Consider the following 12938-nt stretch of genomic DNA (forward strand, 5'->3'; position numbering starts at 1 on the left):
AAATACATAATAGATTTAGCCGAAGCGAACTGCAACAAAAATGCATCTACATAGAAGGACAAAAGCGACATAATTTTGAAAAAAACCGATATATTGTTGCACTGGCGGAATTGCAGTGAAATATTGCAACAAATCTGTAGAATGGGAACTGCTGTATTACTTACAGGAATCTGCAAGCATATGCGATAGTTGCCTGACCGGCAGACCGATAACAGTCCCTTTGTCTCCTTCAATGTGGTCGACCAGGCTCTGTCCCTTTCCTTGGATCCGATAGGAACCGGCAGCCCCCATGTACTCCAAGGTATCAAGGTAATTTTCTATTGTTTGATCATCCAGATGCTTGAAATATACCATTGCCCGATCAGTTCCTGTAAGTATGGATTGGTTATACCAAAGAGCCCATCCGGAATGTACTTCTTGTGCTTTTGCATTGAATGCGAGCAGCTGGCTTTTCGCTTCTGCTCGATTTTCAGGTTTTCCGATGAGCTTGCCTTCAAAAAAAATGAGCGTATCGCAGCAGAGAACCGGCAGACTATAGGCTGGGTGCTCGTTTTGGTAGGCTTGCAGCTTGCGCAGGGCAAGCATGGCCACCACTTCTGCCGGATTGTTCAAGCTATGTGTCTCATCGCTGTTTGTGGGGTATGGTACCACCTCAATTCCCAGCTCTTCCAGCAAAGCCCTGCGTGCCACCGACTGGCTTGCAAGGATAACCTTGGGTAACAGGTACGCCAACTCAGGCAAGTTCGTCCTCCAATGCTTCTATTTCCATCGTCAGCGAAAGCCAAGACTCTTCTTCCTGTTCCATAGCCAAATGTAGGTTCTCTTTTTTCTGGACCAGGGCGGTAATCTTTTCGGCATTGCTATAGTTCTCCGCAAGCGCCATCAGTTGTTCAGTCTGCTCGATTTTCTCCAAGAGCAATTCGTGGGCTTTCAAGAGCTCATCGCACTGCCTGCGCAACGTACTAAGCCGATTCTTCTTTCGGTTTGCTTCCTTGTAGGAGAGAGCGGATTTTGCAGCCGGTTCTACGGTACTCGTTGGCACCTTTTTTTTGCGGTCCTCAACCTTTTCCTTCTGTTCAAGCTTGTAGATGAAGTACTCATAGTCCCCATCGAACAGCTCGGGAGGATTATCTTCAGTCAGATAGAGAATTTTTGTGGCGATATGTTCGATGAAGTAAGAATCGTGGCTGACAAAAATCATCGTACCATCGTATTGCTTGAGAGCTTTGAGAAGCATCTCTTTTGCGTTGATGTCCAGATGGTTGGTAGGTTCGTCAAGCACCAGCAGATTCACCGGATGCATCAGTATCTTGAGCAGGGCGAGTCTGCTTCGCTCCCCGCCACTGAGTACCGAAACGGATTTGAATACATCATCGCCGCCAAACAGAAACGAACCGAGGTAATTGCGCAGCTTGGGGAGGTCCGCTGTCGATGCAATGCTGGCGATTTCCTCGAGCACGGTATTTGTGGGCGTAAGGGTCTTTTCCGTATCCTGGGCAAAATAGCCTACGCTGACATTGCTGCCCAGTCGAACCGTTCCGCTGAATTCTGCATCCTGACCGCTTATGATTCGCAGCAGTGTGGATTTACCTGCTCCATTCTTTCCCGTCACCGCCAAACGCTCACCTTTGTTCACCAACAGCGAGAAGTCCGAAAAAATTTCGAGGGTGGGGTAGCGCTTTACAAGATTTTCAATAATAAGTACATCGTTTCCGCTGTGCGGGGCAGGGGGGAAGCTGAAGGAAAGCTGTTTCAGATGGGATGGCACTTCCACCATATCGAGTTTCTCAAGCATTTTTATGCGACTTTGCACTTGCTTGCTCTTGGTGGCCTTATACCGAAACTTCTCGATGAACTGCTCAGTTTTCTCCAATTGCTCCTGCTGCAGCTTGAACGCAGCTTCCAATTGTGCGATTTCCAACTCTCTTTGTTTCACATATTGGGTGTAGTTGCCGCTATAGCGATGCAGTTTGCCTTGGAAGAGTTCATACACTTCATTGACCGTATCGTCAAGAAATCCTTGGTCGTGGCTGACTATCATCACCCCGCCGTCGAAAACCTTCAGATAGTTCTTCAACCAGTAACGAGCTTCGATATCCAAATAGTTGGTCGGTTCGTCCAACAACATGATGGTAGGATTTTCCACCAGAATTTTTGCCAGGGCGACACGCATCTGCCATCCGCCGGAAAACTCCCGGGTCGGGCGATCCATATCCAGAGCTGAGAACCCCAGGCCGAACAGGACTTGCTGGATGAGTTCCTTCCTACTGTAGTACCCGTCATTGAGCAATGCTTCCTGGATTTCATGCAGGCGAAGCAAAAGCGTTTCGGTTTTCGCTTCCTCTTTGACGGATGCAAGCTTTGTTTCCAGAACATGCAGCTCTTCCAGCATTTCATCAAACCGAGCATAGGCTTTCTCGACTTCCTGATAGACAGTCCCGTCCTCAAATACGATGTCGCTTTGCGGCAGGTAGCTGATTCTCATCCCTTTAGTAGCAGAGAATGCATAATCGTCGGCACTCATGTGGCCGCTGATGACCTTCAGCAGGGTCGACTTGCCGCTTCCATTGCCCCCGGCAAGTGCACTGCGGCTTTTTTCCGACAACGTAAAGGAGATCTCCGACAAAATATCCCTATCGGCAAAAGCTAATTGGACCCGTTGAACCTGCAAGGTTGCCACACTCGTTCCCCTTTCTCCAAACGGGAGTTGAAAAGCCCGTTAAATGACGTTATGATTACCTTAACACAAGCGTGTATTCGGTGACAATCCACCCCAAGTCAGGAGGTCTTCAGTGCTTTGCCTTACACTTACCGGCTCGACCTTGGAGGAGAACCGGGCTTTAGTTGAACGCAACCGCAAATGGATCTCCCTTGCAGAGCTTCGACTCGACTATTTGCATCCGGATGAACAGAAGATTGCCTCCTCCTTTCCTTCCACCGTCGATGTGCCGGTAATTCTTACCTTGCGGCGCAGCAGTGATGGTGGATCCTGTACCTTGAGCGAAAAACAGCGGTTGCAACTGCTGTATGAAGCTGCAAAGGGTGATTTCGCCTATGTCGATATCGAAGACGATGTTAAGAAAACAGACTTGAAGTTCAAGGATCCCCTGTTCGAGCAGAAAGTAGACTTGGAGCAAAGCCTGAAACAACGGCACATAAAAATCATCCGCTCCTACCATAACTTTGAGTGCGTTCCCGCCGACATCTTTGGGCGCATCAGCAAGCTCGCCGCAAAAGGGGACATTCCCAAGGTGGCGGTCACTCCCAAAAGCATGATGGATGTCATTACGCTGTTCAGGGTTGAGCAGGAACTTGCAAATCTCAAAGAGAAAATTGTCATCGGAATGGGTGAATATGGCATTTGCACCCGCATACTGTACAAGAAGTGCGGCTCTTTTCTCAGCTTCTGCTCCGACAGCCAGGCGGCCCCCGGCCACCTGAGCGCCCAGACTATGAGCACACTGTATCGTGCAGACAAGCTGGATGAGAAAACCCACATTTTCGGCATCATAGGCAATCCCGTCTATCATACAGCAAGCCCAAAAATCCATAATCCAGGATTTGAGGCCATACGGTACAACGCTGTCTATGTACCTTTCCTTGTCGATTCGGTGCGTGCCTTCTTCAAGCTGGCCGAAATGTTGCAGATTCACGGTTTCTCCGTGACCGTTCCGCATAAGCGCAGCGTCCAGCCGTACCTAGGCAGGATTACCCGCGAAGTGAAGCAAATCGGATCGTGCAATACCGTTGTTCGCATCCAGAACATGTGGAAGGGTACAAATACCGATTACTATGGTTTCTTGGCCCCGATCTCCGAGCAACTCGGCAAAGGTGAAATCAAGAACGCCCTGGTCGTCGGGGCCGGGGGGGCTGCAAGGGCCGTAGTCTGGGCACTGCACAACCACGGGGTGAAGGTTACGATTCTCAATCGCAGCATGGAGCATGCCAGAACGCTTGCCTCTGAAACGATGAGCACGTTCGATACACTGGAGAATGCTCACTTGTACAATGGCAACTGTGAGTTGGTTGTGCAGACAACCAGTGTGGGCATGGGCAACCTCGGCAATGAGGAATGCATTCCCAGTTTCAACTTCACAGGGAAGGAAATTGCCTATGAGTTGGTATACAACCCCAAGGAGACTCTTTTTCTCAAGCGGGCTATGGAAGCGGGGTGTACCATCATCGGAGGCTCACAGATGTTGATGGAGCAGGGCAAGCTTCAGTTCGAAGCCTTCACCGGCTACCACTACCCCCATTGGATTCAAGCAGACATCTGATTCAGGAGACATGAAAGCGCACGAAGCGGATAAGGAAGATTTTGCTGATAGGCAGAATCTTCACTTCCATCGTGGGCATGACCGCAACCTTAAGGAGCGCTTCCCGTTGGACCGTATAGGCTACCTCGAGCGCTTGGACAACCAACTCTTGGTCGGTGAGCTGCAATTGCAGAGCTACATCCTTGCGTCCGACAGCCTGACGGGCCAGACTTACCTTGCCTTGGTAGTCAAAGCCTCCGGCTTCGATCACCGTATTGATAACCTGGGCAACTATCTGGCTGGGTGAGAGAATCATTTTGGCTTGAAAACGGTGTAACAAATCTTGTTTCTGGGCACCGGTGAACGGCGCATTCTCAATTGCCTGCCTTAGCTCATCATCGCTGTGTACTGCATGCAGTTCACTCTGCACCTTGGCCGTAGCCGAAGGGTGGCATCGGGTTGCGCCATCAAGCAAAAGAGTGAGGGAGAGGGAGTTCTGGCGCTTGAGCACTTCAATTTTTTCATACGACTTGGTGGAACCTGCCAACAGTCCTGCAGCGGAAAGTATTTGGCGCCAATTCTCTTCAGTATCACGGCGCATGAGAAAAATGGTCGGACTGAGGTTTCGGTACCGATGCTCAGCAAGGGCGGGAAGATTCTGTACGACATATGCCGTTCTTTCATCACAGCACAGGACAAGACCATCATAGATGCTGATGGCTTGATAGCGTTCATGCACCATGCGTAATTGCTTGAGCAGCAAGGTATGCATTGCAGCACTGCTGTTCTCTTTCAGGTACTGCTCGATGTCTGTAAAGGTAAGTCCCGAATCCAGGGCACAAAGAAAACTCTCCTTGGTCAGATGATACCGTTTCTGGCGGTCGAGTACCTCGATGAAACAGAAGCGGTAGAGAATATCGTTTGCGTTTCGGCTTCCTAGGTAGCTTATTGTCTGGTCGCTGTCGATCAACAGTGGATTGGGAGGTTGAGCCGCTTCAATATCGGCAACCTTCCAGACTCCGTCCAGGGTAATCACACCCCAAGTGGAAAGATGGGTCGGCATTTCTGCGTCATAGGGTATGCCATGCTTGATTGAAAGGGAGCGGATCAGAAGTTTCAGGGATTGTGTATCGACCTGTGCCAATGCCTCAAGGTACGACAGCAGGTCCGAACAGAAGGCAAGGGCATGCTCTTTCTTCAAGGAACTCGATTGGAGGGCAAGCAGCAAGCATATAAGCTGATGATCATCCAACTGCAGCAATTGCTGGGCCTTGGTGTAATCGATGGTGACTTTTTTGTCGACGGTGATGATGAGCAGTTGTGAAAGTACGTGGGCAAGTGCGTTGAACAGCTGTTCAAGACGTCCTGCTTCAAAACTTGGGAACAATCGGGTGTACTCTTCACGGAACGCAATCTTCCCTTCTTTTGCTATGAGTGAGAAATAGGCTCTCAGAAACTCCGGACTACAGTAAGGCGTATTTGCATTCAGTATCTCATTGCTGCCAAATAACGGCCTCAGGCTGCAACGTTTGGATAATTCTGCTTCAAGGAGGGGATTGAAAACAAGCTTTCCCTCATCGGTGAGCAAAATCAATCGTTCCTGCAGGTTTGCCACCCGCCTGAGAATCGTTCCATAACTATAGGAGCCTTTGAGCAGATCCATGACCACTTCCGAGGCAAGGGGCCCGGTGACAGAAAGCAGGCTGAGTATGACCAAGTCCAGTTCATCGAGCAATTCGAGCATCTTCTCTTGATGCGCCTTAAGGCTGAAGAACTGGCAGAGTTTGGCTGTCAGCTGAGGCTTGTGGAACGGTGTACTTACTATTCCCAAATAATTGCGAGCCAAGTAGAAATACGAGTCTTCACTGTACCGGCCCAGTAAGGCCGAAAATTGCTGTTGTGCATGTTCAGTCAATTCTTCCATACCTCTATCTCATACGAGTAGCCTTGTTCGGCAAGGAATTTTTGTCGGTTTGCCGCAAATTCCTCTTCGTTGGAGTAACGGGTCACTACCGAATAAAAGAAACTGGAACGGTTTTTCGGCCTGAGAATTCTCCCCAGTCGCTGGGCTTCCTCACTTCGGCTGCCGAACGTGCCGGAAACCTGGATGGCAACCGATGCATCAGGAAGGTCTATGGCAAAGTTGGCAACCTTGCTGACGACCAGAATCCTGCAATCGCCGTCCCTGAAGGCTCGATAGAGTTCCTCCCGCTTTGCATTCGGGGTGCTGCCGGTGATGATGGGTAATCCAAACGCATCGGCGATCATCGCAAGCTGGTCCAGGTACTGGCCGATGATCAGGATGAAATCGTCCGGATGCCGACTGACCAGATCCTTTACCACTTCAAGCTTCAAGGGATTTTCGCTGGCCATGCGGTATTTCTCCCGCTTATTTGCCAGTGCATACGGAATCTCCAGCTCTTGGGGTAGGTCGAGACGAATTTCATGGCAGTAGGCTTCGGCTATGAAGCCCTGCTGCTGCAATTCAATCCAAGGCACATCAAAGCGTTTGGGACCGACCAAACTGAAAACCTCGTCTTCTCTGCCATCCTCCCTGATCAGGGTGGCAGTCAATCCAACACGGTAGACAGCCTGCAACTCTGCAGTAATCTTGAAGACCGGAGCGGGAAGCATATGCACTTCATCGTAGATTATCAGGCCCCATTGGCTTTTGGTAAGCAACTCCAAGTGCGGAAAAGGGCCCTCTTTGTCCGGTCGGTAGGTGAGCACCTGATACGTGCAGACTGTTATTTCCTTAGGTTCCTTGCGCGCACCGGTATACTCGCCAACTTGGTCGATGGTCAGGGTGGTCTTGTCCAAGATTTCCTGCATCCACTGGTGTACGGCAGCCACATTGGTGGTAACCACCAGGACCCGGGTGCAAAGGCGTTGCATGATATGCATGCCGACTACGGTTTTTCCCGATCCACAGGGAAGAACGATGGTGCCGAAACCGCAGCCCGGTCCAAGATCTCCCAGCAAGGCATCGCCCGCCATTTGTTGGTAGGGTCGTACCGCAAAGGGTTTTCCACCCAGCGTTTCGGACCGTAGCGCTATCGGTACCGGCGGACCTTTCTGGAGCACAACCTGGTCATCCACTGGATACCCGATTTTAATCAGCTGAAGCTTAACCTCTCCGCGGGAATAAGTTTCCAGCAAGAAGGAGTGCTCGTCCTTGACCACCAGAATCTTTGACAGGGCTTTGCGTTGCATCAACTCTGTTTTGATTCGCTTGCTTTCCACGAACAGCTGATAATACCGTGGATCCTCATATTCGGTAAGGCGGACCTTGCCCCACCTGGAGGCCATGTCATTGACATAGAAAAGAATGCTTTCAGGTACCGGGAAGCGTGACCAGCGATTCAGGCAATCGATGACCGAGGCTACCGGAAAACCTGAGGAGGCTGCATTCCACAGCGAAATAGGGGAGAGTGCATAGGTATGCATATGCTCCGGACTCTTGACCAATTCACAGAATCGGACCAGATCGGCACGGCAGGCCTCACTTTGGTTATGGTGGACGTCCAGAAGCAACGTCTTGTCACTTTGTACAATCAGAGGAGTGTCTTGCATCAGTTTTTTCCAAATGCGGTGTAATAGAGGTCAAGCAATGTAATAGCCACCATGGATTCGACTACCACCACCGCCCGGGAACATATACAGGGGTCATGCCTGCCCTCTACCACCAAGGTAGTCGTCTCGTTGTTTGTATTTACTGTCAGCTGGGGTCGCGAAATCGAGGAAGTGGGCTTGATGGCAGCCTGGAAAACAATTTCCTGCCCGCTTGATATGCCACCGAGGATTCCCCCGGCATGATTGGAGAGAAACCCCTCTTGGGTCCTCTGGTCGTTGCACTCGCTGCCGCGCATGGAAGCACAAGCGAAGCCTGAACCGAATTGGATCCCTTTCACCGCCCCGATGCTCATGACTGCATGGCTGAGCAATGCCTGCAGCTTGCCGAAGACCGGCTCTCCCAGACCTATCGGTACGCCGTTGACCCTGCATTCGATAATACCGCCGATGCTGTCATTCTCACTACGGACCTGCTCGACTAAAGCAATCATCTGTTTTGCAGCCACTCGGTCGGGGCAGCTCATGACATTGTCGGCTTCATCCCAATTTCGATTCTCGGTTTTCACAGACCCGACTTGCACGGTTCCTGCTTGTATGGAAATTCCTCGTTTGGCAAGCAGTTGCATGGCAAGGGCACCGGCTGCTACTCTTGCACTGGTCTCTCTGCCGCTGGATCTGCCGCCACCGCGAATATCACGTATCCCATATTTCTTGAAAAAGGTCCAATCAGCATGACCGGGTCTGAAGACATCCTTGAGATGGTCGTAATCGGTCGACTTCTGGTTGGTACTATACAGAATCATGGCGATCGGGGTGCCGGTCGTGTATCCCTCGTACACCCCCGAGAGTATGGAGAGCTCATCGATCTCGTTGCGTTTTGTCCCTGTAGGGTTGCCACCGGGACGACGGCGGTTCATCTGAGCCTGCAACGCTTCCCTGTCAATCTTGAAACCACTTTCCACCCCATCGATGATGACACCGAGGGCAGGGCCGTGAGACTCGCCGAAGGTAGTGACGGTAAATGCATTCCCAAAGCTGTTATGGCCCATTTCATACCTCACTCTTGAGTGTTTCGACAAGGAAGCTTGCCGTATCGCGGATATCGGGATAATTTGGTAATTGTACCAAAACATCACAGATGTTTCCATAGATTGCATGTCTTCTTGCATACAGGGCATGAAATGATGCCTTTGGATCGGATTCATCCAAAAAAGGAGGAATCCCACCTGAGATAATCCTTCTGAATAGCACTCCCTCCTCAACCATGAGGTAGATGAGTCTGCCCCGGCTTTTTGCCAGGCTCAGCAATGCCTCGTTATCCGAGGCTCCTCCCCCGAGGCTGATGACCGTCCGCTCGTGATGGGAGCAAAGGTACGTCTCAAGGGCAGCAACTTCCTGCGCCTGGAATGCCATTTGTCCTTCTTGTTTGTAATAAGCGCGCACTGAAGTCCAGGGGGCAATGGCCTTCAGGATCAGGTCATCCAAGTCAACCCACGCAAGATTGTTGGCCCTTGCATAGAAGGCTCCGAGTGTGGACTTCCCGCTATGCTTGATGCCGCAGAAAAATAGGTGGTCCTTCATGCTTAGTGCTGGTCGAACAGTTCAATCCACTGTTCTTCATAGGCACCGGTCGACGGAACGGTTGCTGCTTGTTTGGTGTAGAAATGTTTCCTGCGCCGTTCCTTTTGCTGGTGAACCAGCGTGTCGACTGCCATCTGATAGCGGGCTTCATAGAGATTCTTCCGAACCTGTTCCTCATAGTGATTGATTCGTACGGTCTTTTTCAGGGCGAAGTGGAACGTTACGATCATTGCATACCAAAAGAGGGAGAGCAGCAGTGGCTGCAAATCCAAATAGGTGTAGGGAAGCGTTACCGATGCAGGGTTGCTGGCAACCCGGTAGAGGTTCAGCGAATTGGGCCAAAGGATGAAAAGCGTTAAAAGTAGCGGGACAATCCAATACAAGCCTTGCCGTGAAAACAGGAAACGCAGGCAGGCGGCGAAGGCAAGAAAGTTCAAGAGCAGGCAAACCAGGGGAAGAGCATACATTTCAACCATGGAACCTCCGCTATCCAAAGAGTCTTTTCCTATGATACCATAGGCTAACAATTTGGGGAATAACAATGGAATTGCAGAATCAGATCTCCGAGCAGTTGCTGAAAAAGCGAAAGACCGACAAGCAGGAAGATGTACGCGGCCCCTATTACCGCGATACCACAGCCATCATCCACTCCTCGGCCTTCCGAAGGCTGAAGCATAAGACCCAAGTATTTTTCGCCCCAAGCAACGATCATATCTGCACCCGTATGGAGCATTGCCTGCATGTGGCCTCGATTGCCTCCTCCATCTGCCGCGGCCTCGGCCTGGATTCTGAACTGGCGTGGGCGATCGGCATGGGCCATGACCTCGGGCACACCCCTTTCGGCCATACCGGTGAAAAAATTCTTTCCTCAAAAATGCAAATGGCGGGGTTCGGCCCGTTCGAACATGAGCTGAACAGCCTTCGGGTGGTGGATTTTCTCTCCAATCAAGGCAAAGGCCTCAATCTTACCTATGCGGTCAGGGATGGGATTGTCTGTCACAATGGTGAGCGATTGGTGCAGTCCATCAAACCCACCTTCGCCATCAGGGACTTGGATGCAGTAACCGAACGCAAAGGGTTGTTGCCTGCAACCTATGAAGCCGCTGTAGTGCGCCTGTGCGATACCATCGCATACCTTGGCCGCGATTTTGAGGATGCTTGCCGCCTCGGTCTTATTTCCAAGAAAGAGCTTCCTTCGGATGTCGAGAAAAAGCTGGGAAACCGCAACGCACAGATTATCGATACCTTGGTTGTCGATGTAATAGAACACTCCGGCGGTGAGCAAGGCATCAGTTTCAGTGACGAGCTGTTTCCTTCTATTGAAAAAATGATTGCCTTCAACTATGAGCGCATCTACAAGAGTCCTATGCTGGAGGGGTACGAGCGGTACTTCACCCGTTTGTTCACGCTCATTCTTGACTATTTGGAATTCCTTGTCTCATCCTATGGATTCAAGGAAGAGCTCTATGTGCAGGAAAAGAATATGCTTGCCATGGGCTTTTATCAGCATCTCATGGACATGAAGGAGGCCTATCTGCAAAAGGATGGCAACCTTGATCGCTTGATTTTCGATTACATCGGAGGAATGAGCGATACCTTCTGCCTGGATTGCGCCAATGAGATTCTCAAACCGGAACACTTAAACGACAGCATCGAACATTCACTCACCGGCAAATGGTTCGATGCACGTTAGCCGAGTTCCTTTCCTAATTTTTGGATTTCCGCAATGAATTGGCCGAGGTCGTTGAAAGCCTTATAGACAGCGGCAAACCGTACATACGCAACCAAATCCACTTCCCTCAACTGTTTCAAAGCCTCATCGCCGATATCGGACGAGGCAATTTCACGTTTGCTTCCCACCTTGAGCATGATGGCATCCTCAATGCTCTGCAAGAGTGTATCGATTTGGTTCTCGCTGATTTTTAATTTCTCGGTGCAGGATCGAATTCCCCTCCCGAGTTTGTTCAAATCAAAAGGTTCTCGCCGGCCGTCACGCTTGATGACCATAAGCGGCTTGTCCTCGATGCGTTCATAACTGGTAAATCGATAGCCGCAGGAATTGCATTCCCTTCTTCGTCTGATTGTTGAGCCGCTGGAATTTTGCCTTGATTCCAAGACCTTGTCATCCATCTGTGAGCAGTGGGGACATCTCATGCAAGTTCCTCCTCAAGCAGATAGTATACACACTGGCTGGGGTGTTCTCAACTAAATAGTACCAAATGGTGTCACAATGATACCATTGTGGTTGCTAGAAGAGAAGATTTACGCTAAATATGGATATTCGTGAATGTAGCATGTATAGTTTTCACTGTATAAATTCCTCAGTATTCAAGGTAAATTTGTTGTAAATTATTACCACTTGTGATAATAATAACATAACGGAGGCTCTATGGCTGATTCAGTGAGTAGTTGTGTAAAACGGATTGTGGATAGATCACCTTTTATCCATGAGATGCTGATCAATGGAATTCTCTCCTTCAGTAATTACGCATCCTCGATTCAAGGCGAGGTTCAGAAAGCATACGGCAAGGAAGTCAAATCCAGCGCCATTGTAATGGCATTGCGACGCTATGCTGAGGAATTGCGCAAGGGAAGCCAAAAAAAGAACGTGGGTAATGTCGAGTACGGCATTGTCATGAAGACCAATATTTTCGACCTCAACCTTGTACGCAGGGACAGCTTCATCAGCAAGCTTGGCGTCCTGTATGGCCAGATTTCCACCGAGAAGGGTGATTTCTTGAACATAACCTTGGGCAGTCATGAGGTTTCCTTGGCCGTAAGCGAGAAGTATCGCAGTCTGGTCAATGAGCTTGCAAAGGATGAGGAAGTGCTCAATAAGATGGATGACCTGGTGGCCCTTTCCCTTGTTTTCACCGGTGATTTCCTCCAAACTCCGGGTATCGTGTATGAAGCGGTCCGTCACCTTGCATGGGAACAGATCAATGTCATCGAAATAGTCTCCACCATGAATGAACTTACGTTTGTCATCAAGCGAGAGGACTCGATGAAAGCCTTCGATGTTCTGCAGGGCTTTTTGAGTGCAAACTAGGCTGACATTCGTGGTTGCCGCCCGTGATGGAGGAAAGACTACCCGCCTGAAGCAGTTGATCGAGCAAGCACAGCATGCCGGTCTGAAAGTCAGTGGAGTGATTGCTCTTGCAAATCCTGAAAAAACTTGGTATAGACTCAAGGACCTGTCCAGTACGGAGAGTAGGCTTGCCCTTAGTTCGCAGATTAACCTGGGAACAGAACGTATAGGACGATTCAGTATCAGCTCTGATGTTTTTGCTTGGGCCAATGCCCTGATCGAGCAATCGATGGCGACAACAGAGCTTATCGTCTTTGATGAAATTGGGAAGCTGGAACTGCAAGGAGGTGGATTGGCCCCTTCGTTTCGCAAAGCCCTTGATGAAACGTCATGCAACATCCTTGCCTCGGTCAGGGATGAGCATGTCGAAGCTGTTCTCAAGTGTTTTGCCATCGACGCCTCCCACCTATCGATTGTGAAGGTAGAGAAGGAAGAGTAGT

At 50.1% G+C, this 12938-nt stretch carries 12 protein-coding genes; 4 read left to right on the plus strand and 8 right to left on the minus strand.

Features of this window, described 5'->3' with window-relative positions; genetic code table 11:
• Positions 1-156: 156 nt before the first annotated feature.
• Complete coding sequence (locus tag SPIBUDDY_RS06185) at positions 157-741, minus strand: Maf family protein (protein WP_013606898.1); 585 nt, start codon at positions 739-741, stop codon at positions 157-159.
• On the minus strand, positions 734-2680 hold the full coding sequence (locus SPIBUDDY_RS06190) for an ABC-F family ATP-binding cassette domain-containing protein (RefSeq protein ID WP_013606899.1): 1947 nt from the start codon (positions 2678-2680) through the stop codon (positions 734-736). Before SPIBUDDY_RS06190 ends, SPIBUDDY_RS06185 begins: the two co-directional genes overlap by 8 nt.
• Positions 2681-2792: 112 nt before the next feature.
• Here SPIBUDDY_RS06190 and SPIBUDDY_RS06195 point away from each other — a divergent pair, with 112 nt between their 5' ends.
• A complete protein-coding gene (locus SPIBUDDY_RS06195; RefSeq protein ID WP_013606900.1) occupies positions 2793-4277 on the plus strand; it encodes a type I 3-dehydroquinate dehydratase in 1485 nt (494 codons plus the stop codon).
• 1 nt (position 4278) lies between these two features.
• On the opposite strand, the gene SPIBUDDY_RS06200 is transcribed toward SPIBUDDY_RS06195, so the two are convergent.
• Genes SPIBUDDY_RS06200 through SPIBUDDY_RS06220 form a run of 5 tightly spaced genes read right to left on the minus strand, consistent with a single transcriptional unit; the run spans position 4279 to position 9886 of the window.
• Complete coding sequence (locus SPIBUDDY_RS06200) at positions 4279-6180, minus strand: hypothetical protein (protein ID WP_013606901.1); 1902 nt, start codon at positions 6178-6180, stop codon at positions 4279-4281.
• Complete coding sequence (locus SPIBUDDY_RS06205) at positions 6168-7829, minus strand: DNA repair helicase XPB (RefSeq protein WP_013606902.1); 1662 nt, start codon at positions 7827-7829, stop codon at positions 6168-6170. The genes SPIBUDDY_RS06200 and SPIBUDDY_RS06205 overlap by 13 nt, the downstream gene beginning before the upstream one ends.
• Positions 7829-8878, minus strand: coding sequence for a chorismate synthase (aroC, locus tag SPIBUDDY_RS06210; RefSeq protein WP_013606903.1), 1050 nt, complete (start codon positions 8876-8878; stop codon positions 7829-7831). The genes SPIBUDDY_RS06205 and aroC overlap by 1 nt, the downstream gene beginning before the upstream one ends.
• A 1-nt stretch (position 8879) precedes the next feature.
• Positions 8880-9410, minus strand: coding sequence for a shikimate kinase (locus SPIBUDDY_RS06215; protein ID WP_013606904.1), 531 nt, complete (start codon positions 9408-9410; stop codon positions 8880-8882).
• A gap of 2 nt (positions 9411-9412) precedes the next feature.
• A complete protein-coding gene (locus tag SPIBUDDY_RS06220; RefSeq protein ID WP_013606905.1) occupies positions 9413-9886 on the minus strand; it encodes a hypothetical protein in 474 nt (157 codons plus the stop codon).
• Between the two features lie 65 nt (positions 9887-9951).
• Here SPIBUDDY_RS06220 and SPIBUDDY_RS06225 point away from each other — a divergent pair, with 65 nt between their 5' ends.
• Entirely contained in the window at positions 9952-11103 is a 1152-nt protein-coding gene (locus tag SPIBUDDY_RS06225; RefSeq protein WP_013606906.1) for a deoxyguanosinetriphosphate triphosphohydrolase family protein, read from the plus strand.
• Here SPIBUDDY_RS06225 and nrdR read toward each other — a convergent pair.
• Positions 11100-11564, minus strand: a complete 465-nt coding sequence (gene nrdR, locus SPIBUDDY_RS06230; protein ID WP_013606907.1) for a transcriptional regulator NrdR — start codon at positions 11562-11564, stop codon at positions 11100-11102. The genes SPIBUDDY_RS06225 and nrdR overlap by 4 nt on opposite strands.
• 235 nt (positions 11565-11799) lie before the next feature.
• On the opposite strand from nrdR, the gene SPIBUDDY_RS06235 reads away from it, so the two are divergent.
• The gene (locus SPIBUDDY_RS06235) at positions 11800-12459 is read left to right on the plus strand and encodes an ACT domain-containing protein (RefSeq protein WP_013606908.1); all 660 of its coding nucleotides are present in this window, start codon (positions 11800-11802) and stop codon (positions 12457-12459) included.
• Complete coding sequence (locus SPIBUDDY_RS06240; RefSeq protein WP_081454621.1) at positions 12449-12937, plus strand: nucleoside-triphosphatase; 489 nt, start codon at positions 12449-12451, stop codon at positions 12935-12937. The genes SPIBUDDY_RS06235 and SPIBUDDY_RS06240 overlap by 11 nt, the downstream gene beginning before the upstream one ends.
• The last annotated feature ends 1 nt before the right edge of the window (position 12938 follow it).

Source organism: Sphaerochaeta globosa str. Buddy (genome assembly GCF_000190435.1).
Lineage (GTDB): Bacteria > Spirochaetota > Spirochaetia > Sphaerochaetales > Sphaerochaetaceae > Sphaerochaeta > Sphaerochaeta globosa.

What these genes read in the sequence shown, in the direction of transcription:
- SPIBUDDY_RS06200 (WP_013606901.1), bottom strand. Translation starts at nt 6,180, where the DNA reads ATGGAAGAATTGACTGAACATGCACAACAGCAATTTTCGGCCTTACTG.
- SPIBUDDY_RS06205 (WP_013606902.1), bottom strand. Translation starts at nt 7,829, where the DNA reads ATGCAAGACACTCCTCTGATTGTACAAAGTGACAAGACGTTGCTTCTG.
- aroC (WP_013606903.1), bottom strand. Translation starts at nt 8,878, where the DNA reads ATGGGCCATAACAGCTTTGGGAATGCATTTACCGTCACTACCTTCGGC.
- SPIBUDDY_RS06215 (WP_013606904.1), bottom strand. Translation starts at nt 9,410, where the DNA reads ATGAAGGACCACCTATTTTTCTGCGGCATCAAGCATAGCGGGAAGTCC.
- SPIBUDDY_RS06220 (WP_013606905.1), bottom strand. Translation starts at nt 9,886, where the DNA reads ATGGTTGAAATGTATGCTCTTCCCCTGGTTTGCCTGCTCTTGAACTTT.
- SPIBUDDY_RS06225 (WP_013606906.1), top strand. Translation starts at nt 9,952, where the DNA reads ATGGAATTGCAGAATCAGATCTCCGAGCAGTTGCTGAAAAAGCGAAAG.
- nrdR (WP_013606907.1), bottom strand. Translation starts at nt 11,564, where the DNA reads ATGAGATGTCCCCACTGCTCACAGATGGATGACAAGGTCTTGGAATCA.
- SPIBUDDY_RS06235 (WP_013606908.1), top strand. Translation starts at nt 11,800, where the DNA reads ATGGCTGATTCAGTGAGTAGTTGTGTAAAACGGATTGTGGATAGATCA.